This window comes from Luteibacter sp. (genome assembly GCF_036500425.1).
In the GTDB taxonomy this organism is placed as follows: Bacteria; Pseudomonadota; Gammaproteobacteria; order Xanthomonadales; family Rhodanobacteraceae; genus Luteibacter.
Genome location: NZ_DASYCB010000066.1, coordinates 102,319 through 126,900, shown reverse-complemented (window position 1 = coordinate 126,900; position 24,582 = coordinate 102,319). Strand labels below are relative to the sequence as shown.

Sequence of the window (24,582 nt, the reverse complement as noted above, 5' to 3'; positions counted from 1 at the left end):
CTTTTCGGCCCAGTCCCCAAGCTGGCGCCAGCTCCGGGTCATGGCTTCAAAACATGTCGCGCGCAGGGCGCGCTCCTACGGCGCCATAAGCTTGTCCAGGATGCTCTTCAACTGCGCCTGCTCGCCCTCGTCCAGCCTCGCCAGCAGGTCGCGCTCGTGTGCCCGTGCCATGGGCGCCACCTCGTCGTGGATGGTCCAGCCGGCCTCGGACAGCTTGAGCACAGAGCGGCGCTTGTCGCCGTCGTGGGTGCTGCGATCCACCCGCCCGGCCTCGACCAGCCGCGCCAGGGCGCGGCTCACCGCCACCTTGTCCATCCTCGTGCGCTCGGCGACCTCGCGGGCGGACAGGTCCGCGAAGCGGGCCAGCACGGCCATCACGCGCCATTCCGTCATGCTGAGCTGGAATCGATCGGTATATTCGTCGGCGATCGACTGGCTCACCGTGTTCGAGAGGATCGAAAGCCGGTAGGGCAGGAAGCTCTCCAGTTCCAGGGGGGCATGGGCGGGGACGGCGTTGGAGGTCATGCTGCACGGATCCTTGCAAATGGTTACATCTGAAACTATAAAATGAGGGTATACGGCCCAGGCCACCCCCGTCGACAGGAGTATCGCCCATGAGCGCCCAGCCCAATATCGGCATGCAAGTCACCACCTTCGAAAACCCACAGGGTGTCGACGGTTTCGAATTCGTGGAGTTCGCCGCTCCCGATCCGGCGCTGCTCCATGCGCTGTTCCCGAAGCTCGGCTTCACGCCGGTGGCGAAGCACAAGACGAAGAAGATCACCCTGTACCGCCAGGCCGACTGCAACTTCCTGGTGAACGAGGAACCGGACTCCTTCGCGTCGGACTTCGTCACCAAGCATGGCCCCAGCGCCTGCGGTTTCGCCATCCGCTTCACCCGTCCCGCCACCGAGGTGCAGTCCACGGCCCTGTCCAACGGCGCCGAAAAAGTCGGCTTCAAGCCGGAGACGCTCGCCCTCCAGGTCCCGACCATCGAGGGCATCGGCGGCGCGGCGCTGTACCTGATCGACACCTATGGTGCCAAGGGCGAGATGTATGACGCCGAGTTCGACTGGCTGCCAGGTGTCGATCGCCGCCCGAAGGGCTTCGGCCTCACCTTCATCGATCATCTGACCCACAACCTCTACTTCGGCAAGATGGAAGAGTGGTCGAAGTACTACGAACGCCTGTTCAACTTCCGCGAAATCCGCTACTTCGACATCAAGGGGGCGAAGACAGGCCTCGTTTCCAAGGCCATGACCGCTCCCGACGGGCTTGTGCGCATTCCGCTCAACGAGTCGTCCGACGAGAAGTCGCAGATCAACGAATACCTGCGCGAATACAACGGCGAGGGCATCCAGCACATCGCGCTGTTCACGGACAACATCTATGAATCGGTGGAAGCCATGCGCAGGCAGGACGTTGCCTTCCTCGATACGCCCGACACGTATTACGAAGTGATCGACGCCCGCATGCCCGACCATGGCGAGGACATCCCGCGCCTGCGGGAAAGCAAGATCCTGATCGATGCGGACGATGAAACAAAGAAGAAATTGCTGTTGCAGATCTTCACGCAGAACACTATCGGCCCGATCTTCTTCGAGATCATCCAGCGCAAGGGCAACGAAGGTTTCGGCAACGGCAACTTCAAGGCACTGTTCGAGTCGATCGAACGCGACCAGATGCGCCGCGGCGTGCTCTGATGAGCCGGGCTGACGATACCCGCGGTTACCAGACCGGCTTCGGCAACGAATTCGCCACCGAAGCCGTGCCGGGCGTGCTGCCCATGGGCCAGAACTCGCCTCAGCGCGTGGCGAAAGGTCTTTACGCCGAGCAGCTGTCGGGCAGCGCTTTCACCGCGCCTCGGCATCGCAACCTGCGCAGCTGGCTGTATCGCATCCGTCCTGCCGCGCAGCATTCGCCGTTCGCGGAACGGGATCACGCCGGTTTCCACAACCGCTTCGACGAAGCGCCGGCCACGCCGAACCAGTTGCGCTGGGATCCGTTGCCGATGCCGGCGCAGGCCTGTGATTTCCTCGACGGGCTGTTCACGATGGGCGGCAATGGCGGCGCCACCGAGCAGGCGGGCGTGGGCATCCACCTGTACGCCGCGAATCGCTCGATGGAAGGGCGCTATTTCTACGACGCCGACGGCGAACTGCTGATCGTGCCGCAGCAGGGCAGGCTGCGTATCCGCACCGAGCTCGGCGTGCTGGACGTAGCACCGCTGGAAATCGCGGTGGTGCCGCGCGGCATCCGTTTCCTCGTGGAGTTGCCGGACGGCGAGGCACGCGGCTACGTGGCCGAGAATTTCGGCGCGCCGCTGCATCTGCCCGACCTCGGCCCGATCGGCGCCAACGGTCTGGCGCATGCCCGCGACTTCCTTGCGCCGGTCGCGGCCTATGAGGATCTCGACGGTGATTTCTCGCTCGTCGCCAAGTTCCAGGGCCACCTGTGGTCCGCACGCATCGACCATTCGCCGCTGGACGTGGTGGCGTGGCACGGCAATTACACGCCATACAAATACGACCTGCGCCGCTTCAATGCGATCGGCTCGATCGCCGTCGATCATCCCGATCCGTCGATCTTCACCGTGCTCACGTCGGTCAGCGACACGCCGGGCGTGGCAAACATGGATTTCGCGATCTTCCCGCCGCGCTGGCTGGTCGCCGAACACACGTTCCGGCCGCCGTACTTCCATCGCAACGTGGCCAGCGAGTTCATGGGCCTCATCGATGGCGCGTACGATGCCAAGGCTGGGGGCTTCGTGCCAGGAGGATCGAGCCTGCACAACTGCATGAGCGGCCACGGACCGGACGCGGCCAGTTTCGAGAAGGCCTCGAATGCCGATACCTCGCGTCCCGACCACATCGTCGGCACCATGGCCTTCATGTTCGAGACCCGCAAGATTATCCGGCCCAGCCGGCAGGCCCTCGACTCGAAGGCGCTGCAAGGCGACTACTACGAATGCTGGCGCGGGTTGAAGAAACACTTCGATCCGTCCGCCGACTGAAGAAAGGAACCGCATGAAACTCGCGTCACTCAAGGAAGGCGGCCGCGACGGCACGCTTATCGTCGTCAACCGCGATCTCAGCCGCGCCGTGAAGGCCATCGGCATTGCACCCACGTTGCAGGCTGCTCTGGACGACTGGCGCTCGCTCGCGCCGCGTCTCAATGCTTTGTCGGAAGACCTCGCCGCGGAGAGGGCGGAGGGTGCCTTCGACCTCGACATCGCGAAGCTTGCCGCGCCGTTGCCACGAGCGTACGAATTCGTCGACGGCAGTGCTTACCTGCCGCATGTGGAGCGCGTGCGCAAGGCGCGCGGCGCCGAGGTGCCGGCGTCGTTCTACACCGACCCGTTGATGTACCAGGCGACCAGTGCCGGATTCCTCGGGCCGCGCGATCCCGTGGTCGTGCCAAGCGAAGCATTCGGGATCGATCTCGAAGCCGAGGTGCTGGTGGTGACCGACGATGTGCCCATGGGCGTGTCGCCCGTGCAGGCGGCGGCGCATATCCAGCTGGTCGGCCTGGTCAACGACGTGTCGCTGCGCGGCCTCATTCCGGCCGAACTGGCGAAGGGTTTCGGGTTCCTGCAGTCCAAGCCGCGCTCGGCCCTCTCGCCCGTGTTCGTCACGCCCGACGAACTGGGCGATGCATGGCGCGACGATAAGCTCCACCTGCCGATGCGCACCTGGATCAACGGCGCGTGGTTCGGCGAGGCCGAGTGCGGTGTCGATATGCAGTTCAGCTTCGCGCAACTGGTAGCGCACGTGGCGAGGACGCGCCCGTTGACCGCGGGCACCCTCGTGGGCTCGGGCACCATCGCCAACGAGGACACCTCGAAAGGCGCTTCCTGCCTGGCCGAGCAACGCACGGTGGAAACCCTCCGCGACGGCAAGGCGTCGACACCGTTCCTGTCGTTCGGCGACACGGTGCGGATCGACGTGACTGACCGGAGCGGCGCATCGATCTTCGGAGCGATCGAACAGGCGATCGCCAGGCATTAGGGAACGCTCCGTCGTTCCTCAGGGCGATGGGGAGGTGTCCATGGCGATGGCCTCCCGGATAGCCAGCACTTTCAGCGCAACCTCGGTGTCAAGGTGCGCATCCGGCGATATCCCGGCTTCGGCGCGCTGGTGCAACTGCTCCACCATCGGTTTCGCGGTCCCGTATATCTCGTGCTCCACGCGGGTCCATAGCGCCGCCTCGTAGGCATGGCCATCGACGAGCTCCAGTTCGGCAAGGCGATGCATCGCATGCCGTCGCCCGCGATGGGCCGCGGCGGTGAGCAGCCGGCGGGCACGCGAGATATCCCGCGGCAGCACGTTGCCGCGCCTCGAGCGTCCCTGGAGATAGAGCGTACCGGCCAGTTCCTGGCTGGCGGCGTTACCCGCAAGCGCCGAGCAAAGCAGCTGGTCGGCCAGGCGCAGGCGCCGCTCGGCGGGGGTCGATGGATTGAGCAGGCTGTGTTCGGCGATGTCGCCGGTAGGTGGTGCGCTGCAGTGTGCGGCTACCGCCGGCGGCACAAGAGACAGGATCAGGCAGGCTACTGCTACTGGAATGGCGCCGCGGCGCATGGGTGCTCCTTCGTGTAACAAAAAAGGGCCCGCATCGCTGCGGGCCCCCTGGCCGTACCTATTCGGTTGTCGGCGCGATTTACTTTGCTGCCATGAGCGCTTTCGCCATGTCCAGCATCCGGTTGGAGAAGCCCCACTCATTGTCATACCAGGAGAGCACCTTCACCAGGGTGCCTTCCATGACGCGCGTCTGCGTCGCGTCGTAGATCGACGAATGCGGGTTGTGGTTGAAGTCGATGGAAACCAGCGGCTGCGTGTTCACCGACAGGATGCCCTTCAAGGCGCCGTTCGCGGCTTCGTTGATGGCGGCATCGATCTCTTCCTTGGTGGTCGCGCGCGCGGCCGTGAAAGTGAGGTCTACCACGGACACGTTGATCGTCGGTACGCGCATGGCGAAGCCGTCGAGCTTGCCGTTGAGTTCCGGAAGCACCAGGCCTACCGCGGCGGCGGCACCGGTCTTGGTCGGGATCTGGCTGTGCGTTGCACTACGGGCGCGGCGCAGGTCCGAGTGGTAGACGTCGGTCAATACCTGGTCGTTCGTGTAGGAATGGATGGTGGTCATCAGGCCGTGCACGATGCCGATCTTCTCGTGCAGCACCTTGGCGAGCGGAGCAAGGCAGTTCGTGGTGCAGGAGGCGTTCGAGATGACCTGGTGCGACGAGGTCAGCTTGTCGTGGTTCACGCCCATGACGAAGGTACCGTCCACGTCCTTATCGCCGGGAGCGGAGATGATGACCTTCTTCGCGCCGCCGGCGATGTGCGCGCTGGCCTTGGCCTTCGAAGTGAAGAAGCCGGTGGACTCCATCACCACGTCGATGCCATGGTCGCCCCAGGGGAGCTTGGAGGGGTCGCGCTCGGCAAAGACCTTGATGCGGTCGCCGTTGACGATCAGGTCGCCGCCATCGACCGAGACCTCGCCCGGGAACCGGCCGTGGGCCGTGTCGTACTGGGTAAGATGGGCATTGGTTTCGGCGTTGCCGAGGTCGTTGACCGCGACGATCTGGATATCCTTCCCGTTCTGCTTCGCCTCGTACAGCGAGCGCAGGATGTTCCGACCGATACGACCGTAACCATTGATGGCGACCTTGATGGTCATTGCGAACCTCCGGGTGATGGACGGATGAGCAAGGTTTATTGGCGCAGGCCACCATAATAGCGGATCGCCTTACCCAGCAGTATGCCCAGCCCCGGTCCCTGCCGCGATTCCAGTGGGGATGTACGAGTCATGCTGCTACACGGGTATATGCGGCTCTTTGATAGAGCTTGCTCGCGAGCAGGGTCGCCGCGATGGTCGTTCCCATGGCAACCGGCATCGACGGGGCCCAACCGAAAAGCGAAAGGCCGAGCGCAAGAAGCAGGTAGTAAGAAACGCCCAGAACCGCGCCGGCACTTCCACGACACGACGCGTAATCACCAAGTACGGAACCCAGGATCTGCGGGATGGCTATCGCAAACGCAGCGGCGACCAGCGGCATCCCGAACAACGACCGGATCGAATCGGGTGACGCCACCATGGGAAGGTAACCCAGTGAGTCCAACGCCGCAGCCATCAGCAGGAGGCGTTCAGGTGGCCAGCCACGGGTCAGCAATCGGCGATTCAGCGTCGCGCCTCCCATCGCGCCGGCCGCGAGCGCCGCGCCCGACCAGCCCATCGCGGAAACAGGCATGTCCAGGCCCTGCAGAACGAAGGGGGCAACTTCATAGAATCCAAAAAGCTGTAGGTTCCAAAGCGCGATTGCCACAGAAGCGGCCCTGATCCGCGCATCACCGGCCATACGGAGCACCAGCCCCGACATGCGCGCTGTCGACGATGTGACCGGAGGCGTGTCACGCGGTAACTCCCGCAAGGTCCACACCAACAGTACGGCCGCCAGCACCGCCAGGAAGATGAACACGCCACGGTGGCCGAACATCCCCGCCAGGATGGCGCCGGCGCCGGCGCCGATCGCTGGGCTGACTGCGAGGGCCATGCCCGCGCGAGCAAATGCCAGGGACAGGGCCTGCCCGTGAAAGTGATCCCTTAAAAGCGTTTGGGTGACGATGGAACCTGCTGCCGCGCCGAACGCCGCGAGGGCCCGCGCGCACATCAGATCGAAGAAGTCGTTGCTGACCAGTGCCATGGACACGCCAGCCATGTAGCAGCCCAGTCCAGCCAGCATGCTGCGGCGACGCCCGATGCGATCGCACGCCATGCCCCATACGAGAACACCCGCGGCGAAGCCTGCGAAATAAATGGCCAGGGTTTGACCCGCGACCTCCGGCAGGACCTCGAAAGCGGTGGCGATGTCCACCAGTGCTGGGCTGTAGGCGGTTTCCACTATCTGTGGGAAGACCAGCAAGGCGAGCAGGAGGGGCCACGAGATATGAGAATGGGGCACGGGAGGCCTTGGCGACGGGGTGATGTTGGGATGATAGAGTTCAGGTGATCGCCGACTTCAACGGTCGCGGACAGGAAATGTAGGAAATCGGACAATGCCGCGCATCGAACAGCACGATGTCTTCGATCCCCTGGCAGTCGGAACGACGGTAGTCGGTATCCAGGCCGCGCTAGCTCGCCACGATTCGGGCGCGCACACGCACCGGATGGGTCAACTGCTGTTCGCCCTGCAAGGATGCATGCGCATCAGCGTGCGATCGCCGCCTCATCTTTCCATGCTTCCGCCAACGCACGCGGCATGGATTCCTGCCGGCGTGGTCCACCGGGTGCAGCTTCGCGACGTTGTCGAATACCGGTCGGTGTACTTCGACGCTTCTACCCATTCGATCCTGCCGCAGGATTGCAGGGTGATTCGAATAAATCCGATGATGAGAGAACTGCTCGAGCGGATAACGCTGCTTCCGTTCGACACGCATTGGGAAAACACGCCCTTCTCCGCGCTGGTGGAAGTGGCGGTCCATGAGCTGCTTCAGTCTCCGCAAGAACCGCTCACACTACCTCTGCCTCGTGACCGTCGTTTGGCCAAAGCGCTTTCCGGAACCGCGTTGCCCCCGAGCCTCTTCGAACTTGCGCGACATGCGGGCGCCAGCGAGCGGACGCTGACGAGGAGGGTCAAGGCCGAAACTGGCATGGGGTATCAGCAGTGGCGCCAGCAATGGCGCATCCTGCGAGCGATAGAGTTGCTTTCGATGGATCGGCCGCTGGCAGTCATCGCGCAGCAACTGGGATTTGGAAGCGAGAGTGCGTTCATCGCCTTCTTCCGTCATCAAATGGGTAGTAGCCCGGCAGCCTGGCGGCGTACGGTGCGCAAGCCTTGATGGTGTCCGGACTCCTTCTGCTGAAGGCAACGCCTGATACCTTGTAGTGCCCCAATCAGGCACTCGTGTCTCGCCCCGGCTGTGGCACACTTCACCGTTCCACTGCCCGGAAACGTTTACTGCCCCATGAATTCCGCCCTGAAGCGCCGCAGCATCGCCGTCGTGCTGGCCCTGGTCATTCCCGCCTTCGCCAGCACCGTCCAGGCCTGGGGCGACATCGGCCATCGCATCGTGGCCGAACTGGCCTGGCGGCAGATGGACCCGGCAGCCAAGGCCGAAGTGACCCGGTTGCTCAAGGTGGATGGCTCCGATTCCCTTCCCGATATCGCCAGCTGGCCCGACCACCTGCGCGACATGCCGGAGAAGGCGGCGCTGGGCAAGGCCACAGGGCCCATGCACTACGTGAATTTCCGTGACGGGAAATGCCATTACGTGCCGCCGCGCGACTGCGCCGACGGCCGTTGCGTTATAGGGGGCTTGGAAAAGTATGTCGCCATCCTGCATGACAAGCGCGCGTCGGACGCCGAGCGTGCCGAGGCCCTGAAATTCGTCGTCCACTTCGTCGGCGACGTGCACCAGCCGTTGCACGCAGGCAATCGCGACGACAAGGGTGGTAACGAATACCAGGTGCAGTTCGAGGGCAAGGGCACGAACCTGCACCGTGTATGGGACTCGCAGATGCTCTACACCCGCGACCTCAAGTGGCCGGCCTATGCCGACCGCCTGGCCGCCGAGGGGAAGGTGAAGCTGCCGCGCCCCATCGCGCCGTTCGACAACCCGTATGCGCAGTGGGCGGAGGAATCGTGCAAGATCGTCGCCGGCCGCGGTTTCTACCCGGATGGGCATCGCGTCGACGACGCCTATGTGGCGAAGCACCTGCCCGTCGCGGAGACGCGCCTGCGCGAAGCGGGCAAGCGCCTCGCCGACCTGCTCAACAAGACGCTCGATTGATTCGCGCTTAAGACAAGGTAGACATCGATGACCGATATCCAGGTACGCCGCACCAAGATCGTCGCCACCCTCGGCCCCGCCACCGATGCGCCGGGCATGCTCCAGAAGATACTCGAGGAAGGCGTGGACATCGTCCGCCTGAATCTGTCGCACGGGCAGCCGGACGATCATCGCGCGCGCGCCGCCGCGGTCCGCGCCGCGGCCGATGCCGTGGGTCGCGAGGTGGGCATCCTGGCCGACCTGCAGGGTCCGAAGATTCGCATCGAGAAATTCGCCGGCGGGCCGGTAGACCTCATGACAGGTGACAGCTTCGTGCTGGACTGCCGGCCCGACGCGCCTCCTGGCAACCAGAGCCATGTCGGCGTCAGCTACTACGACCTGCCCAGGGACGTTTCGGCCGGCGACATCCTGTTGCTGGACGATGGCCTGGTGGCGCTTGCCGTCGTGGAAGTGGTCGGCAGCGAGATCCGTTGCCGCGTCGCCATCGGCGGCCGCCTGTCCGATCGCAAGGGCCTGAACCGCCAGGGCGGTGGCCTCAGCGTGGCCGCGCTTTCGGACAAGGACCGTAACGACATCAAGCTGGCCGCCGAAATGGGCGCCGACTTCCTCGCGGTTTCCTTCGTCCGCTCGGCCGAGGATCTCAACGAAGCTCGCCGCCTGCTGCGCGAGGCGGGCGGCGACGCCGCCATCGTCGCCAAGATCGAGCGCGCCGACGCGATCCCGGTGCTCGGTGAAATCATCGACGCTTCCGATGTCGTGATGGTCGCGCGCGGCGACCTCGGTGTGGAAATCGGCGACGCCGAGCTGCCGGGCCTGCAGAAGAAGATCATCCGTGAGTCGGTCATGCGCAACCGCTCGGTGATTACCGCGACGCAGATGCTGCAGTCCATGGTGTCCGCACCCATCCCGACGCGGGCCGAGGTGCTCGACGTCGCCAATGCCGTGATCGACGGTACCGACGCGGTCATGCTCTCGCAGGAAACCGCCGCCGGTGCGCATCCCGACAAAGCAGTGGCCGCGATGCGCCGCATCTGCCTGGGAGCCGAACGCCAGTTCGAGCCACGCGACGACCTCCGTCCCGGCACGCACTCGCTGGATCGCTCCGACCAGGCCATTGCCCTCGCGGCCATGTTGCTGGCGGCGCAGGTAGGCGTGCGCGCCATCGTCGCCCTGACGGAATCCGGCGCCACGGCACAGTGGCTGTCGCGCTACCGTTTCGCCGTGCCGATCTACGCGATGTCGCCGTCTGCCATGGCCCGCCGTCGCATGCTGATGCTGCGCGACGTGCAGCCGGTGGACTTCGAACAGAGCAACCTCGACCCGGCGCATACGGCCCGCGCTGCGCTCCAGCACCTGTTCGCGCTGGGCAAGCTGACCAAGGGCGACCGCGTGATCCTCACCCACGGCGACCACATCGGCCGGGGTGGCGGCACCAACACGCTGAAGCTGCTGATGATCGGCGAGGACGGCATCGCGGACAGCCTGCGCGACCTGTAAAGCACGATTTCACACGCACCCCGTCCTTCGGCGGGGGTAAACTCGACGCCCGGGTTCAATCACGAGGGCGTCATGATCCGCAACACCTTTCTTACCGGCGCTATCGCCGTCGTCGTCCTTCTCGCTGCCGGCACGGTGGAGGCACAGACCCTTCGCAAAGTTTCCCCGGACCGGCTCACGGGTTATTGGTTCCTCACCAACAAGTCCCTGGACGTGGACGTGCCCAACACCGGGAAAAACCTCAACCAGCCGGGGTGTGCGGCTGTGAGCTACATGATCGGTTCCGACGGCCACACCCAGAACCCGCGGATCGAAAAGGTCGTGCCCGACGGTGATCTCGGCCAGGTCGGCGTGAGCATCGTCAAGCAGCTGGTCTACGTGAAGGGCGACCAGAACGGCACCGCCGCACCTGTGCAGACCTACTACGTCGCCGGCTTCAACCTGCCCGGCGACCCGGCGGCCAAGGCCAGGATCCTGGCCCAGTGCACGTTGCCGGGCTACCAGACCACTTGACCGCGCCGCACAACGGCTTTCGTGGAGTACCCCCTATACTCCGCCGGTTTTTGCATTCGCACCACGTTGCCTCTAGGGGCATACCACTACTTCCACGGAGTTGTCATGAGCATCGAAAACCTCGAACAGATCGCGCAGGCGATGGTGGCCACCGGCAAGGGCATCATCGCCGTCGACGAATCGACCGGGACGATCAAGAAGCGCTTCGACGCCGCCGGTGTCGAAAACACCGAGGAAAACCGTCGCGCCTATCGCGAGCTGTTGCTGACCACGCCCGGCCTGGGCGAGCACATCTCCGGCGCCATCCTGTACGACGAAACGATCCGGCAGAAGACCAAGGACGGCGTGCCGTTGGTCGAGGCCATGAAGAAGGCCGGCATCATCCCCGGCGTGAAGGTCGACAAGGGCGCGCACCCGCTCGCAGGCTTCCCTGGCGACGTAGTCACCGAAGGCCTGGACGGCCTGCGCGACCGCCTGAAGGAATATGCCCAGCTCGGCGCGCAGTTCTGTAAATGGCGCGCCGTGATCAAGATCACCGAGGATAACCCCAGCTCCACCGCCATCGAGGCGAACATGCACGCGCTGGCGCGTTACGCGGCGCTTTGCCAGGAAGCCGGCCTCGTGCCGATGGTCGAGCCGGAAGTACTCATGGACGATCCCGAGAGCAAGCACGACATCGACGTGAGCTACGAGGTGCACGAAGCCGTCCTGCGCAGCCTGTTCAACGCACTGTACGAGCAGAACGTGATGCTCGAAGGCACCATCCTGAAGGTCAGCATGGTCATCCCGGGCAAGTACGCGCCGAAGGAAGCGCAGGTCACGGCGGAAGACGTCGCCGACGCCACCGTCCGCGTGCTGAAGTCCTGCGTGCCCGCCACGCTGCCCGGTATCGTGTTCCTCTCGGGCGGCCAGAGCGACGAGCAGGCCACCGAGCACCTGAACCTGATCAACGAGCTGGGTCCGCATCCGTGGCCGGTCAGCTTCTCCTACGGTCGCGCCCTCGTGGCCGAAGCCCTGAATATCTGGTCGAAGGACCAACAGAAAAACGTAGCTGAGGCGCAGAAGGCGGTGTACGCCCGCGCGGAAGAAAACGGCGCCGCGGCGCTGGGTCAATGGAAGAAGCGCTAAGCGTCTTCCATTGACCCCGTAGGAGCGCGCCGTGCGCGCGACGTCTTTTCGCGAGGCCCCATGGGCTGGCGCGCAGCCCCCGGGTACCGCGAGGAGCTGTCGCGCGCAAGGCGCGCTCCTACGTCCACGTGTCGCATCGAGGGATCTGCTTAGAAGCGGTATTCCGCCGACACCGACGTCATGTTGGTCGACAGGTTCAGACCGCTTTTCTTCGCATCGTAGTGGTCGTAGTTGATTCCCAGGCTCCAGTTATTGCTGAAGTCGTAGCCCACGCCCGCACCGGCATACCAGCTGGTCTTGTCGAGATCGTGGCGATTGAAATCGTTGTTGCTCGTGCCGTGGCCCTTCCAGGCATACAGACCGGCGCGACCGCTGATGTACCACTGCGGATCGATGTTGAAGTGACCGTTCACGCCGGCCGTCCAGCCATGCAGTTCGGACTTGCGGCGATCGACCACGCGGTTGTCGTTGAAGACATTCTTCGCGTGGATGTTGCCGAGGTCGTTGTAGCCGGCCTCGACGCCGAGCGCGGCCCACGGGCTCACGGTCCAGCGATAGCCGCCATTGAGGGCATAACCGGTGTCGTGCCCGTCGTAGCGGCCCTTGTCGACCGAGGTGCGGCCGACGTTACCGTTGACGAACCAACCACCTGCGCCGTTGGCATCCTGCGCGAAAGCCGGGGCAGCGGCCATGCCGGCGGCGACCAGGGCGAGGGCGATAAGGGTCTTCTTCATGGTGGAACTCTCCTGCTTATTGTTCTTCTCGGCGCGGACGGCCGTAGGGGGACGCCGTTCGCGCAGGCGCACGAGCGGGGGTGCCGTGCGTGAAGAGTTAGATGGGGTGAGATGGAAAACATTCAATACTGGTCAGTGCAGTATTAAGAAACGATTAAGCCACGGCAGGAGAACGCCGTGGCTCAATCGCTCCGTTTAACATTTTTAGAAGCGGTACTCGCCCGCAAGCGACACGATGCCGGTGGAGCGCTTCAGACCACGCGACACGTCGCCCGTGGCGTTGTTACGGACCTTGCCTGCATCGGCATGGAAGTAGTCATAAGCGACGCCGACGCCAAAGTGTTCGTTGACGTCCCAGCCGGTGCCGAGGCCGGCGTACCAGCTGCCGCGGTCGGCGCGACCGCCGTTGGAGAAGCCAAGGTCCTGGCCCACACTGTTGTTGTAGTTCTGGTTGTTGTCGTTGGCGCGGAAGTAACCGCCGTGCGCGCTGATGTACCACTGCGGCACGAGGTTGATCTTGCCATTCACGCCGACCATCCAGCCGCGCAGCGCATTGCGTGTCGACTTCTGGTCGACATCCTGGCCGGACTCCAAAGCGTTCTTGACACGGTAATTACCGAGGTCCGCGTAGCCGGCCTCCAGACCGAGGCCGAGATCCGGGCCGACCTTCCAGCGATAACCGCCGAGCAGGCCGTAACCCGTGCGGCGACCTTTCTCGCCACGCAGGAAATTGAATCCATCGGAGTTGCTGCCGAAGCCGCCGGTGTCGCTGCCGTTGGTGCGGCCGACGTTGGCGCCGATGAACCAGTTACCGCTACCGACGGCCTGGCTGGGCTGGTAATTGCCGGAGACGGCGGGATTGCTGTCCTGGGCGAAGGCCGGAATGGCCGAAAACGAGACGCAAGAAACCGCAAGGGCAAGAGCTGCCTTTTTCATGGGGATGTTCCTTTTCTTTTCGGGGCGGCCACCATCCGTTGAAGGGGAGGGGAAGGTCGGTGGCCGTGGTCCATTAGAGCTACCCCTACCTGAAGAGATTCAAAAAACGCGGTCTAAAGATTAAGGCGGGGTTAACTTCCCGGGCCACGGCAGGTACGTCCACGACAAGCAGGCAGGCAATGCGCCACAATCGCGTTTTTTCCGCTGCCACTTACTGGAGAATGCCGATGACGACACGCCGCGAACGCGCTAACGCGATCCGCGCCCTGGCCATGGATAGCGTGGAGGCCGCCAAATCCGGCCATCCGGGCATGCCGATGGGCATGGCCGACATCGCCGAAGTCCTCTGGGGCGACTTCCTGCATCACAACCCGTCCAATCCGCATTGGCCGAACCGGGATCGCTTCGTGCTCTCGAACGGCCACGGCTCGATGTTGCAGTACGCTCTTCTCCACCTCACCGGCTACGACCTCGGCATCGAGGACCTCAAGCATTTCCGCCAGCTGGGCTTCCGCACGGCCGGCCACCCGGAGTTCCACCACACCCCGGGCATCGAGACGACCACCGGTCCGCTGGGCCAGGGCCTCGCCAACGCCGTGGGTTTCGCGCTCGCCGAGAAAGTGCTCGCGGCGCGCTTCAACCGGCCGGGCCACGACATCGTCGACCATCACACCTATGTGTTCGTCGGCGACGGCTGCTTGATGGAAGGCATTTCCCATGAAGTGTCATCGCTTGCCGGCACGCTGAAGCTGGGCAAGCTCGTCGCTGTCTACGATGACAACGGCATTTCCATCGACGGCGAAGTCCATGACTGGTTCACCGACGACACCCCTGCGCGCTTCCGCGCGTATGGCTGGAACGTGGTCATGGGCGACGACGGCAAGCCGGTCGACGGTCATGACGCCGACGCTGTCAAGAAGGCGATCACGGCCGCCACGGCGCAGAGCGAGAAACCCTCGCTGGTGATCTGCAAGACCGTGATCGGTTTCGGCGCGCCGAACAAGGAAGGTAAGGAATCCTCGCACGGCGCGGCGCTCGGTCCCGACGAAGTGAAGGCTGCGCGCGAGAAGCTCGGCTGGAAGTACGGCCCCTTCGAAATCCCGCAGGAGATGTACGCCTCGTGGAACGCGAAGGACGCCGGCGGCAAGGCCGAGCAGGCCTGGAACGATAAGTTCGACGCTTACGCGAAGGCGCATCCAGATCTCGCCGCCGAGCTGAAGCGCCGTTTCGCCGGCGAGTTGCCGGCAGGCTGGAAGGAAGGCGCCGACGCTTACATCAGGAAGATGCAGGCCGAAGGCCCCGTGGTCGCGTCACGCAAGGCCTCGCAGATGGCCCTCGACGCGTTCGGCCCGCTGCTGCCCGAGCTGATCGGCGGTTCCGCCGACCTCGCTCCGTCGAACCTCACGATCTGGAAGGGCTCGAAGAACGTCGCGACAGGTGGTGGGGAAGGCAACTACATCCACTACGGCGTGCGCGAGTTCGGTATGAGCGCGATCTCCAACGGTATCGCGCTGCATGGCGGCTTCCTCCCGTATGACGCCACCTTCCTGGTGTTCTCGGACTACGCCCGTAACGGCGTGCGCATGTCGGCGCTGATTCCGGCCCACGTCATCCACGTGTACACGCACGATTCGATCGGCCTTGGCGAAGACGGCCCGACCCACCAGCCCGTCGAGCACCTCGGCTCGCTGCGCCTCATTCCGAACAACCGCGTTTGGCGTCCCGCCGACGCCGTAGAGTCCGCGGTGTGCTGGAAGAAGGCGATCGAGCGCGCAGGCAATCCGTCCTGCCTGGTCTTCTCGCGCCAGAATCTCAAGCACAACCAGCGCACGGAACAGCAGGTGGCAGACATCGAAAAGGGCGGCTACGTCCTCTTCGAGCCGACGGAGAAGTTCAAGGCGATCATCATCGCCACGGGCTCGGAAGTGGGCATCGCTGTCGAAGCCGCCCATGCGCTTGGTGACCAGGGCGTGCCCATCCGTGTCGTTTCCATGCCCTGTACGGAAGAATTCGACGTGCAGCCGATCGAATACCGCGAAGGGGTGCTGCCTTCCTGGTGCCGCGCGCGCGTGGCGGTGGAAGCGGCCACCGAAGACTACTGGGGGAAGTACGTCGGCCTCGACGGAAAGACGGTAGGTATGACCACCTTTGGTGCGTCGGCTCCGATCGACAAGTTGTTCGAGCACTTCGGTATCACCACCACGGCGGTGGTGGATGCGGTGAAGAGCGTGATCAAGTAAACGTTGCAAAAAGAGGCCCCGAAAGGGGCCTCTTCATATCAGGGGCGTATAGTCCAGTGTCCTTTCCACCTGTGCAACTTGTCCCCGCAGACATTCGGATTGCCTGCGCAGTAAGGTAGGTCTCCCTTGCTTCCAGGCTTCCAATCGAATTCATTCGCAGACCAGACGGGGACAGCGCGATACGCAACCAGATTCCCATTAGGGAACACCGCAACGTAGCCGAGAGTGTGGTCGAGTACGGTGCCTGAATTACTAATCTCCTTTCGGGGCTTTTTTGCTTGAAACCGTATGTCATTCCCATGTGTGATAACTAATCCATGACCGACTTTCGCTTCCGTTGCACCTACCGTATTCGAGGTCCAAATTGCCTGTCCGTTGCGCGTTAGCACCATGTTTCCGTCGTGCTGAAATGCGATTGCGTGAGGTCCTCCCGTATGATGCACTTGCCCTCGTTTGAAAGTGAAGCCGTACGGAAATATCAAGGGATTGCCTTGGGCAAAGTAGTCGTTTCCGGTTCTCGATTGCCACCAGTCCCTGGGTTTCAGGATCATCGCTCGACCGAGCTCGGTGACCGCGAACATGTGCCATTCGCCTTGTGTTCCGGTCGACCAGACAGCATGACCTTCACCGTTATAGAGAACAAAATTTCCGTCTGTTTGCATGATTGCACGCACAGCACCCTTCCCGTGCGTGTACGTTGCCCATACCAGGTGTCCGTCGTTGCGATAGATGATGAAATTTCCATCTGTCTGCAGAGTAGCGAAGTATTTACCGCTGTCTGAATAGAGCCTCTGGCCCTGAGTGAGTGATTCACCACCCCGAAGGACCGCAGCTTCCGCTTGTAGGGCGATGGCGCTCCCGAGTGCTGTCATCAGCGCAGCGATTTTGAATTGCATCAACATGCTCTTTTATCCATTCATGGCCGTCAGTGGCAAAATGGATGTTAGATAGGCGCATGCTCAAACCGAGCAAGGTTTCCAGCATGAATAAGTGCGAGAAGTCGGTTTCTTTGCGTCGGCGATCCCTGAGTGATCGAAGGAGCGGGAATGGCGGGACTGCACGCTTGAGAGGTCGAGGAATGATCTCTCGCAATTATTTTATCGAGCCTTGGACGGCTGGCACATAAGAATCGGGGCGAATGCCGAGTGGTGGTTTCCCTATGTCGGCCATGGTGTCACGACCGTAACCTCTTACCTTGCCGATGGCGCTGAGGATCAGGAGGGCGGCATTGGTAATCAACTGCGTCGCTGGCGTGGCGTGGCGTGGCGGGATGGTCATCAGCGGAGATCTTACGTGTTCAGGGCGGTAGGTTCTGGGTAGATCGCTACCTGCGAAGACCGGCGATCTGATGTTCCATGGCGTCGCGGGCGCTTGATGGCCGAGCGCGACGGGGGGCGAGGAGATGCTTAATCGATTGTGTCCACCAGCCACCCATGATGTATGGGCCGCGGTATCAGGCATAACGTCAGACGCTTTAGCCGTCGGGCAGAATACGGTGCTGCCGAGGGCAGCAAACACGACCGTGCGCAGATACATAGGTTTTCCGGAAAAGGCGAAAGCTTGCTTTGATCGATAATAGGTCGTCTGGCCCAGTCGTAGTATCGGGCTCATACCGTGTCATTGCGTAGGAGTGGCCCATGGACAAGGAGGCAGTAGATCCTAGGCCCCAGCGATATTCGAGCCGAGGACGAAGAGTATGCACATGATCGCAAGAGCGATGCAGAAGCCTGCCGTGAGCATCTGCCCAAGACGTGGCCAGCCCTCTGTCCAGACGGCAAGCGCGAGGAACATGCCTGGCGCCACGCTCAGATAGCGCGTCATCGACGTGAGGGTGCCGGTGGATAACGGTGCCAGCAAGGTCAGCCCCGTAAATATCGCCATGTCTCGCCACCCTTTACGCCAACAGGTGACGACGCTGGCGATGGCGAGGATCGCCGCGGAAAAATTCAGGATTTCCGGGTTCCACGGTCTGACGATCTTGTGCGGGTGACTAAGATATTGCAGGAGAGCGGACCAGGGAACGGTCAACTGGCGTCCCCAGGCTACCTGGATGTCCTTGAAGGCGAGAGGATTGCCCGTGATCAGCCAAAGATAGGCCATATAGGCGATCAGTCCGCCCGCGATTGGCGCCAGTGCAATCAAGTCGCGCAGCCTTCGCTCACCGCGCAACCACACTGCCGCGAAGGCCGGTGCGAGGAAAATGCCATTGAACCGCGCGGCGGATGCAAATGCGCCAAGCGTTCCCGCAAAGCCCCATGATCTGTACGAACCCGCCAGCATCGATGCGCAGACAAGCGCAAAGAATAAGGGCTCGGTATGGGGAAGCGACATGAAGTAGGTCGCGGGCCAGAAACACGCGAAGACGACGGCGCTGTCCGCGAGGCGTGGGTTATCTGTCAGGTTCAGCACGAGTCGCCAGAGCAAGACAAGGGCGAGCAGGAACGACAGGTTGGCAACCAGCACCCCGGACCAGATCCACTCACCGGTTATTGCCGCTGCCTGGCGCCAGAGCAGGGGATGCAGAGGGAAGAATGCCCAACTTGCCTGGCGCGAGGTATCGAAGGGACGTTTTTCATATCCGTCGCGTGCGACGGCCCAGTACCAGCCCGCGTCGTTGACGATGGCGACCCTTCTCACGGCATCGGCCAATTGCTGGCCGGACAATTTGATGGTCGTCCGGTCGTCTTGTTTCCAGCGCTCAGCAGGGATGTGGGAAAAGGCCGGTACGGCGGCGAGAATGATGAGGATCAGGAGACGACTCACCAAGAACGGCAGAACGGCCCGCCTGAGAGAACGAGGCAATGCTACCCGACGGCGCCGGATGACAGGGCGCGGAAGGGCAGGGGAGGAATCGAGAGGCATGTCGATGAGCGTGCTTCCTGCAGGTTATTAGAGTGGCTCAGCCGGCGATAACTTCGCCCGCAAGCAAGACGATTTCGGCGGGTGTCTCGACAACCTTCCACGCGCCGGCAGCTTCCAGTTCTTCCCTGTCGCCAAAGCCCCAAAGCACGCCGACACCACGCACGCCGTTGGCTACCGCGCCCTCGATATCGAACAGGCGGTCGCCGATCATCAGCGTATCGTCGGCGGGGTGACCGAAATCGGCCAGCGCGGCTGCGATCATCTCCGCTTTTTCGCTATGCGCGGTGGCCGGCGGCGGTGCGTAGAGGCGTTCGAACAGGTGGCCGAAGGGCAGGTGGGCGAGGATCGGTTCGGCATGCGCGCGCACCTTGCTCGTGACCACCGCGAGACGGTGCCCTGCATCGACCAAAGCGGCGACCATGTCACCGATGCCGTCGTAGACGGTGTGCTCGGACCAGCCGATCTCGCGGAAGCGTTGCGAGTACGCCGCGACAGCGGCTTCCACGCGATCGCTGTCGCCGTCCAGCACCGCGCCGAAGCTTACCCGCAGCGGCGGGCCGATCCAGGAGCGGAGAATGCGGTCGTCCGGGGCCTCCGCGCCGACACTTGCCAGTGAGTGGCGAACGCCGGAGAGGATGCCGAGTTCCGAGTCGATAAGGGTGCCGTCGAGATCGAACAGGACGAGCATTACTTCGCTTCCGCCCTGGCCTTGAGCGCGGCCACGGCTGGCAGTTCCTTGCCTTCGAGGAACTCGAGGAACGCGCCGCCGCCGGTGGAGATGTACGAGACGCCGTCCTCGATGCCGTATTTGTCGACGGCGGCGAGCGTGTCGCCGCCGCCGGCGATCGAGAAGGCCTTGGATGCGGCGATGGCGCGAGCCAAGGTTTCCGTGCCTTTGCCGAACGCGTCGAATTCGAACACGCCGACCGGGCCGTTCCAGACCACGGTGCCCGCCTTGGCGATCAGGTCGGCATAGCGCCTCGATGTGTCGGGACCGATGTCGAGGATCATCTCGTCGTCGCCCACCTGGTCCACGGCCTTCACGGTGGCCTTCGCGCTCGCCGAGAACTCGGTGGCGACCACGACATCGGTGGGCACGGGCACGTCGGCGCCGCGTGCCTTGGCATCGGCCATGATTTTCTTCGCGGTATCGAGCAGGTCGGCCTCGACCAGCGATTTGCCGATCGTGTGGCCCGCGGCCAGGATGAAGGTGTTGGCGATACCGCCGCCGACGATGAGCTGGTCGACGCGATCGACGAGGTTCTGTAGCAGTTCAAGCTTGGTGGACACCTTGGAGCCGGCAACGATGGCGAGCAGCGGGTGGTTGGGATTCTCGAGCGCCTTACCCAGTGCATCGAGCTCCTTCGCCAGCAGCGGGCCTGCTGCGGCGACCGGCGCGAAGCGGATCACGCCATGGGTCGACGCCTGGGCGCGATGCGCGGTGCCGAACGCGTCCATGACGAAGACGTCGCACAGCGCGGCGTACTTCTTCGAAAGACCCTCGTCGTCCTTGCCTTCTCCAACGTTCATGCGGCAATTCTCCAGCACCACGACCTCACCCTCCGCGACGTCCACGCCGCCGAGGTAGTCGCGCACCAGGCGCACGTCCTTGCCGAGCTTCGCGCCGAGCCAATCGGCGACAGGCTTCAGCGAGGACGCTTCGTCGAACTCGCCTTCCTTCGGCCGGCCCAGGTGCGAGATGACCATGACCTTCGCGCCGGCGTCGCGAGCGGCGACGATGGTGGGCAGCGAGGCGTCCAGGCGCTGGGTGGAAGTGATCTTTCCGTTCTCCACGGGGACGTTCAGGTCCTCGCGGATCAGCACGCGCTTGCCGCGCAGGTCGAGGTCTTGCATGCGGATGACGGACACGTTGGGCTCCAGCGCTCGGGACGAAGGCCGCTATTGTCCTTGGCGGGGACGGACCGGCGCAAATCCGGCGGTCGCGGCAGCGCGGCAAGGCTTCGCGCGTAGGCCCGGCTAGAATCCCGTCAACCCCGAAGGAAAGCCTGTATGTCCCTCGTCCTTTATACCTACTGGCGCTCCAGTGCCGCCTACCGGGTTCGCATCGTGCTGAACCTGAAGGGCCTTGACTACGAGGCGCGGCCGGTGCACCTCGTCAACGAGGGCGGCCAGCACCTCAAGCCCGATTACCGTGCCTTGTCGCCGCAGGCTCAGCTCCCCACGCTGCTCGACAATGGGCGTGTGGTGCGCCAGTCGATGGCGATCATGGAATACCTCGACGAAACCCGACCCGAGCCGGCGCTGATGCCGAAGGACGCGCCGGGCAGGGCGAAGGTGCGCGAGCTCATGCAGGCCGTGGGCACGGATATCCACCCTGTGGGAAACCTGCGCGTATTGAAGGCGATCGAAGCGGAGTTCGGTGCCGATCAGGCGGGGAAGGAGGCCTGGTCGCGGCGTTGGATTTCGCAGGGCTTCGACGGGCTCGAGAAGCTGCTGGCCGATGGGACGGCGGGTCGTTTCAGTTACGGGGATGCGCCCAGCCTCGCCGATGCGTGCCTCGTGCCGCAGCACTACAACGCCGTGCGCTGGGGCGTGGACCTGACGCCGTATCCGACAATCCGGCGGGTGGTCGAGGCTTGCCAGGCGCTGGAGGCATTTCGAAAGGCCGCCCCCGAAGTGCAGCCGGACGCCCCGTAGGAGCGCGCCCTGCGCGCGACAGCTTTTGAGGCCTGGAGCAACAGGGCCTGTGGTTCTCCGCGAAAAGCTCTCGCGCGCAGGGCGCGCTCCTACAAGGCGATCCAGGGGTGCGTCAGACCCCGATGCCGTACGGGTCGCTGGAAGCGAACTCGTTGCCAGTGGAGCCCTCGGACAAGCGGATCTTCAACGCCAGGCCGTCGCGCGAGTCGGCCTTGTTGAGGCATTCCTCGAGGGTGATCTGGCCTTCCTTGTAGAGGCGGTACAGCGATTGGTCGAAGGTCTGCATGCCTTCCTGCAGGCTGCGGTCCATGGCGTCCTTCACCTCGTGGATCTGGCCTCGGCGGACCATGTCGCGAATCAGCGGGGTGTTGAGCAGGACTTCCGTGGCCGGCATGCGGCGGCCGTCCTTGCCGATGACCAGGCGCTGGCTGATCACCGCGCGCAGGTTCAGCGCGAGGTTCATCAGCACGTTCTTGTGTGCTGATTCCGGGAAGAAGTTGAGGATGCGCTCCAGCGTCTGGTCAGCATTATTGGAGTGCAGGGTCGCCAGGCACAGATGGCCGGTTTCGGAGAAGGAAATCGCGGCTTCCATCGTCTCGGTGTCGCGAATTTCGCCGATCATGATGACATCCGGCGCTTCACGCATCGCGTTCTTCAGCGCCTCGTGATAGCTGTGGGTATCGAGGCCCACCTCGCGCTGGTTCACGATGGAACGCTTGTGCCGGTGCAGGTACTCGATCGGATCCTCGATCGTGAGGATATGGCCCGAGCTATTGGTATTGCGGTGGTCGAGCATGGCCGCCAGGGTGGTGGACTTACCCGAGCCGGTGGCACCGACAACCAGGATAAGGCCGCGCGGCTCCATGATCAGCTCACGGAAGATACCCGGCAACTGGAGCTCTTCCAGCGAAGGAATCTCGCTCTTGATCGCACGGATGACCATGCCGATCTCGCCACGCTGCTTGAAAACGTTGATACGGAAGCGGCCGGCCTCCTTCACGGCCAGCGCCATGTTCAGTTCGAGGTCGCGCTCGAACTGGGGCACCTGGCCTTCATCCATCAGGGAATAGGCGATCTTCTTGACCATGCCGCTGGGCAGGCCCGTGTTACCAAGCGGGTAAAGCTTACCTTCCACCTTGATGTTCACAGGGGCACCGGTCGTCAGGAACATATCCGACGCGCCCTTGTCCACCATCAGCTTCAGGAAATAACCGATATCCACCTAAACCCCCGTTGGTTCGCATTACAATCGAGACGACGGTCTCCCGACCTTCTATATCGACAATATCTCGCAAAGCTGTAAGAGGAACGAGTGATGGTGCACAACTTGCCGTCGAACGCCCTGCCAAAGGGCCGCCGGCTCCTTGCCCAGGCCGCTCTGGCCCTGGTTTTCGCCACCCTGGCGGGCTGCGCAAGCACCCCCCCGCCCGATGGCTCCATGAACCAGGCCCTGGCCCAGTTACAGGCCGCTCGCGATGCCGGTGCTGCCGATTACGCGCCGGTGGACCTCGATTATGCCCAAAGTAAGTTCCGCCAGGCGCAGGCAGCCATGGCATCGAAGAAATATGACGACGCCGTCGTGCTAGCCGAGGAGTCGCGCGCGGATAGCGAGCTGGCCCGTGCCAAGTCACGCCTGGGCGCCGCACGTGCCCAGAATTCGTCAAAGAGCAAGGAAAACGCGCAGATGCGCGTGGAAATGATCGACAACCACCAGAACGACACGGTGGCGATCCCGAACAACGTGCAGGAGACGGAATCCGTCCTGCCCGAGGCCACGGACAACACCCCGCCGCCGGTCGGCGGCCAGACCCAGCCGCTGAACGATAACGGCGGCGGTTACATCCAGCCGCAGAACGACCAGCCGCAGCCGAACAACCAGGGAGGCCAGTGATGAAGCGCTACACGATCCTCCTCTCCAGCCTTGCCCTGGTCGTTTCGGCCGGCGCGGCCGTGGCCGCCACGGATGACCTCGACGTCCGCCGCCTGAACACCAGCCTGGACCAGCTTTCGTCGGATCCCGTCCTGGGCGCCTATGCGCAGGCCGAGCAGTCCCGTGCCCGCGAAGCCATCGGCCAGATGTCCCAGTTCAAGCCGAAGGACAAGCAGCACGCCCACTACCTGTACATCGCCGAGCGTCGCGTCGACATCGCGAAGGCCATGGCGCAGTTCCAGGATGCCCAGGCCAAGAGCGCCCAGCTCGACCGCGAGCACGACGCCATCCTGCTCGAGGCCAGCCGCCTCGATACCGAGATGGCCCGCCGCCAGCTCGAGCAGCAGCGTCAGCAGAACCAGATGATCCAGGAAGAGGCCGCCCGCCTGCAGCAGCAGGGCGTCGAGTACTCCCAGGCCCTTGATCAGGCCAAGGCCGAGGGCGAGAAAGCCCGCCAGGTCGCGGCCGCGCAGGCCAGGGTGGCGAACGCCGCCAAGAAGCAGGCCGCGCTGGCTGAATCTGCGGCCCGCGCCATGCGCGACCTGAACTCGTCCGACGGCGGCGCCCCGGCCAATACGCCAGCCACTGGCTCGTCGAAGAAGAAGTCCTCGGGCGGTAACTGACCCCCGAGCGCATCGCGCGCAAGCGCGCTCCTACAGGCGGCAGTTGTAGGAGCGTGCTTGCACGCGATGGCCGCCGCCCGCCCGGCGCAACGCCTGGCGCCCACCTGCCGCGTAAGTCGTTGCCGATGCAACTTTTTTTACGCGAGGTTTTGCGAAAATTCTCTCTTGCAGCCCCCTTGGCGGGGGAGTAGCTTGGATCTCCCGTCACTCAAAAAACACGTGACGGGTTCCTGCCGGAGCATGCGTTGAAGTTCACCAGGCACGCCCATCGCGAATCCTCAGCTTTCCCGATGCCAAGCCGTGCCCGCATGGCTCCCCTCACGACCGTCCCGCGCCGCGGGCCGGCCCTAACGCGAGGAGATCTGCAATGTTCGAAAACCAGCAGCGTGACGACGTCGAGAAGTTCATCCATGCCAACGTCGAAACCCGTCGTCTCTATTCCCAACATCAGGAACTGAACAAGAAGCTCGAGGAAGCCGGCCGCGGATGTCTTCCATTAAGCGACCGAGACCTCACCCAGATGAAGCGGGATAAGCTGCACGCTAAGGAAAAACTCGAACGAATGTGGGATTCCTGGCAAGCCTCAAGATCTCATTGAGAAAGTCATGTAGGAGCGCGCTTGCGCGCGACCGGCACCCGGAAGCACCGCAGGCAGTAAAGGAAAGGGCGCGCATGTCG

25 protein-coding genes are annotated in these 24,582 nt (G+C 63.4%); 13 read left to right on the top strand and 12 right to left on the bottom strand.

All coding sequences use genetic code 11. The features are described from left to right. Positions 1-75: 75 nt before the first annotated feature. Positions 76-525 carry a MarR family winged helix-turn-helix transcriptional regulator gene (locus tag VGN46_RS16810; RefSeq protein WP_331645295.1) on the bottom strand — a complete coding sequence of 150 codons (450 nt, stop codon included), beginning with the start codon at positions 523-525 and terminating at the stop codon, positions 76-78. Between the two features lie 89 nt (positions 526-614). Between VGN46_RS16810 and hppD the strand changes: the two genes are divergently transcribed. From hppD to VGN46_RS16795, 3 genes are read left to right on the top strand one after another with little or no spacing between them, the layout of a single operon-like run. After that, positions 615-1,703: a 4-hydroxyphenylpyruvate dioxygenase gene (hppD, locus tag VGN46_RS16805; RefSeq protein ID WP_331645293.1), complete on the top strand. Its 1,089-nt coding sequence runs from the start codon at positions 615-617 to the stop codon at positions 1,701-1,703. Next, on the top strand, positions 1,703-3,013 hold the full coding sequence (hmgA, locus tag VGN46_RS16800; RefSeq protein WP_331645291.1) for a homogentisate 1,2-dioxygenase: 1,311 nt from the start codon (positions 1,703-1,705) through the stop codon (positions 3,011-3,013). The genes hppD and hmgA overlap by 1 nt, the downstream gene beginning before the upstream one ends. 13 nt (positions 3,014-3,026) lie before the next feature. Next, positions 3,027-4,007 carry a fumarylacetoacetate hydrolase family protein gene (locus VGN46_RS16795; protein WP_331645289.1) on the top strand — a complete coding sequence of 327 codons (981 nt, stop codon included), beginning with the start codon at positions 3,027-3,029 and terminating at the stop codon, positions 4,005-4,007. 18 nt (positions 4,008-4,025) lie between these two features. Here the strand turns inward: VGN46_RS16795 and VGN46_RS16790 are convergent, their stop codons facing one another. From VGN46_RS16790 to VGN46_RS16780, 3 genes are all read right to left on the bottom strand, one after another. Then, the gene (locus VGN46_RS16790) at positions 4,026-4,577 is read right to left on the bottom strand and encodes a hypothetical protein (protein ID WP_331645287.1); all 552 of its coding nucleotides are present in this window, start codon (positions 4,575-4,577) and stop codon (positions 4,026-4,028) included. 79 nt (positions 4,578-4,656) lie between these two features. After that, positions 4,657-5,673 (bottom strand): type I glyceraldehyde-3-phosphate dehydrogenase, encoded by a 1,017-nt coding sequence (gene gap, locus VGN46_RS16785; protein WP_331645285.1) that lies wholly within the window; start codon positions 5,671-5,673, stop codon positions 4,657-4,659. A 127-nt stretch (positions 5,674-5,800) separates the two neighbouring features. Beyond that, on the bottom strand, positions 5,801-6,955 hold the full coding sequence (locus VGN46_RS16780; RefSeq protein ID WP_331645283.1) for an MFS transporter: 1,155 nt from the start codon (positions 6,953-6,955) through the stop codon (positions 5,801-5,803). 94 nt (positions 6,956-7,049) lie between these two features. Between VGN46_RS16780 and VGN46_RS16775 the strand changes: the two genes are divergently transcribed. The 5 genes from VGN46_RS16775 to VGN46_RS16755 all read left to right on the top strand — a co-directional run bounded on the left by VGN46_RS16775 (position 7,050) and on the right by VGN46_RS16755 (position 11,921). Beyond that, positions 7,050-7,832: a helix-turn-helix transcriptional regulator gene (locus VGN46_RS16775; protein ID WP_331645281.1), complete on the top strand. Its 783-nt coding sequence runs from the start codon at positions 7,050-7,052 to the stop codon at positions 7,830-7,832. A gap of 126 nt (positions 7,833-7,958) precedes the next feature. Next, the gene (locus VGN46_RS16770) at positions 7,959-8,783 is read left to right on the top strand and encodes a S1/P1 nuclease (RefSeq protein WP_331645279.1); all 825 of its coding nucleotides are present in this window, start codon (positions 7,959-7,961) and stop codon (positions 8,781-8,783) included. Positions 8,784-8,810: 27 nt separating this feature from the next. Then, positions 8,811-10,280, top strand: coding sequence for a pyruvate kinase (pyk, locus tag VGN46_RS16765; RefSeq protein ID WP_331645277.1), 1,470 nt, complete (start codon positions 8,811-8,813; stop codon positions 10,278-10,280). A 72-nt stretch (positions 10,281-10,352) separates the two neighbouring features. After that, positions 10,353-10,793, top strand: coding sequence for an energy transducer TonB (locus tag VGN46_RS16760; RefSeq protein ID WP_331645275.1), 441 nt, complete (start codon positions 10,353-10,355; stop codon positions 10,791-10,793). A 105-nt stretch (positions 10,794-10,898) separates the two neighbouring features. After that, positions 10,899-11,921, top strand: a complete 1,023-nt coding sequence (locus VGN46_RS16755; RefSeq protein WP_331645273.1) for a class I fructose-bisphosphate aldolase — start codon at positions 10,899-10,901, stop codon at positions 11,919-11,921. A gap of 149 nt (positions 11,922-12,070) precedes the next feature. Here the strand turns inward: VGN46_RS16755 and VGN46_RS16750 are convergent, their stop codons facing one another. Then, positions 12,071-12,655, bottom strand: coding sequence for a porin family protein (locus tag VGN46_RS16750; RefSeq protein WP_331645270.1), 585 nt, complete (start codon positions 12,653-12,655; stop codon positions 12,071-12,073). Between the two features lie 204 nt (positions 12,656-12,859). Then, positions 12,860-13,591, bottom strand: coding sequence for a porin family protein (locus VGN46_RS16745; RefSeq protein ID WP_331645268.1), 732 nt, complete (start codon positions 13,589-13,591; stop codon positions 12,860-12,862). Positions 13,592-13,818: 227 nt separating this feature from the next. Here VGN46_RS16745 and tkt point away from each other — a divergent pair, with 227 nt between their 5' ends. After that, on the top strand, positions 13,819-15,831 hold the full coding sequence (gene tkt, locus VGN46_RS16740) for a transketolase (protein WP_331645266.1): 2,013 nt from the start codon (positions 13,819-13,821) through the stop codon (positions 15,829-15,831). Between the two features lie 38 nt (positions 15,832-15,869). On the opposite strand, the gene VGN46_RS16735 is transcribed toward tkt, so the two are convergent. From VGN46_RS16735 to VGN46_RS16715, 5 genes are all read right to left on the bottom strand, one after another. Continuing rightward, on the bottom strand, positions 15,870-16,733 hold the full coding sequence (locus VGN46_RS16735) for a hypothetical protein (protein ID WP_331645264.1): 864 nt from the start codon (positions 16,731-16,733) through the stop codon (positions 15,870-15,872). A gap of 190 nt (positions 16,734-16,923) precedes the next feature. Further along, positions 16,924-17,442 (bottom strand): hypothetical protein, encoded by a 519-nt coding sequence (locus VGN46_RS16730; RefSeq protein WP_331645262.1) that lies wholly within the window; start codon positions 17,440-17,442, stop codon positions 16,924-16,926. A gap of 48 nt (positions 17,443-17,490) precedes the next feature. Beyond that, a complete protein-coding gene (locus tag VGN46_RS16725) occupies positions 17,491-18,594 on the bottom strand; it encodes a hypothetical protein (protein ID WP_331645260.1) in 1,104 nt (367 codons plus the stop codon). A gap of 136 nt (positions 18,595-18,730) precedes the next feature. Further along, entirely contained in the window at positions 18,731-19,381 is a 651-nt protein-coding gene (locus VGN46_RS16720) for an HAD hydrolase-like protein (RefSeq protein ID WP_331645258.1), read from the bottom strand. Beyond that, positions 19,381-20,562 (bottom strand): phosphoglycerate kinase, encoded by a 1,182-nt coding sequence (locus tag VGN46_RS16715; protein ID WP_331645256.1) that lies wholly within the window; start codon positions 20,560-20,562, stop codon positions 19,381-19,383. The genes VGN46_RS16720 and VGN46_RS16715 overlap by 1 nt, the downstream gene beginning before the upstream one ends. Before the next feature lie 141 nt (positions 20,563-20,703). Between VGN46_RS16715 and maiA the strand changes: the two genes are divergently transcribed. Next, positions 20,704-21,351: a maleylacetoacetate isomerase gene (gene maiA / locus VGN46_RS16710; RefSeq protein WP_331645254.1), complete on the top strand. Its 648-nt coding sequence runs from the start codon at positions 20,704-20,706 to the stop codon at positions 21,349-21,351. A 112-nt stretch (positions 21,352-21,463) separates the two neighbouring features. Here maiA and VGN46_RS16705 read toward each other — a convergent pair whose 3' ends face one another. After that, positions 21,464-22,573, bottom strand: coding sequence for a PilT/PilU family type 4a pilus ATPase (locus VGN46_RS16705; RefSeq protein WP_331645252.1), 1,110 nt, complete (start codon positions 22,571-22,573; stop codon positions 21,464-21,466). A 93-nt stretch (positions 22,574-22,666) separates the two neighbouring features. Between VGN46_RS16705 and VGN46_RS16700 the strand changes: the two genes are divergently transcribed. From VGN46_RS16700 to VGN46_RS16690, 3 genes are all read left to right on the top strand, one after another. Beyond that, positions 22,667-23,242 carry a DUF4398 domain-containing protein gene (locus VGN46_RS16700; protein ID WP_331645250.1) on the top strand — a complete coding sequence of 192 codons (576 nt, stop codon included), beginning with the start codon at positions 22,667-22,669 and terminating at the stop codon, positions 23,240-23,242. After that, positions 23,242-23,904 (top strand): DUF4398 domain-containing protein, encoded by a 663-nt coding sequence (locus tag VGN46_RS16695; RefSeq protein WP_331645248.1) that lies wholly within the window; start codon positions 23,242-23,244, stop codon positions 23,902-23,904. The genes VGN46_RS16700 and VGN46_RS16695 overlap by 1 nt, the downstream gene beginning before the upstream one ends. Before the next feature lie 367 nt (positions 23,905-24,271). Beyond that, positions 24,272-24,502, top strand: a complete 231-nt coding sequence (locus tag VGN46_RS16690; RefSeq protein WP_331645246.1) for a YdcH family protein — start codon at positions 24,272-24,274, stop codon at positions 24,500-24,502. The last annotated feature ends 80 nt before the right edge of the window (positions 24,503-24,582 follow it).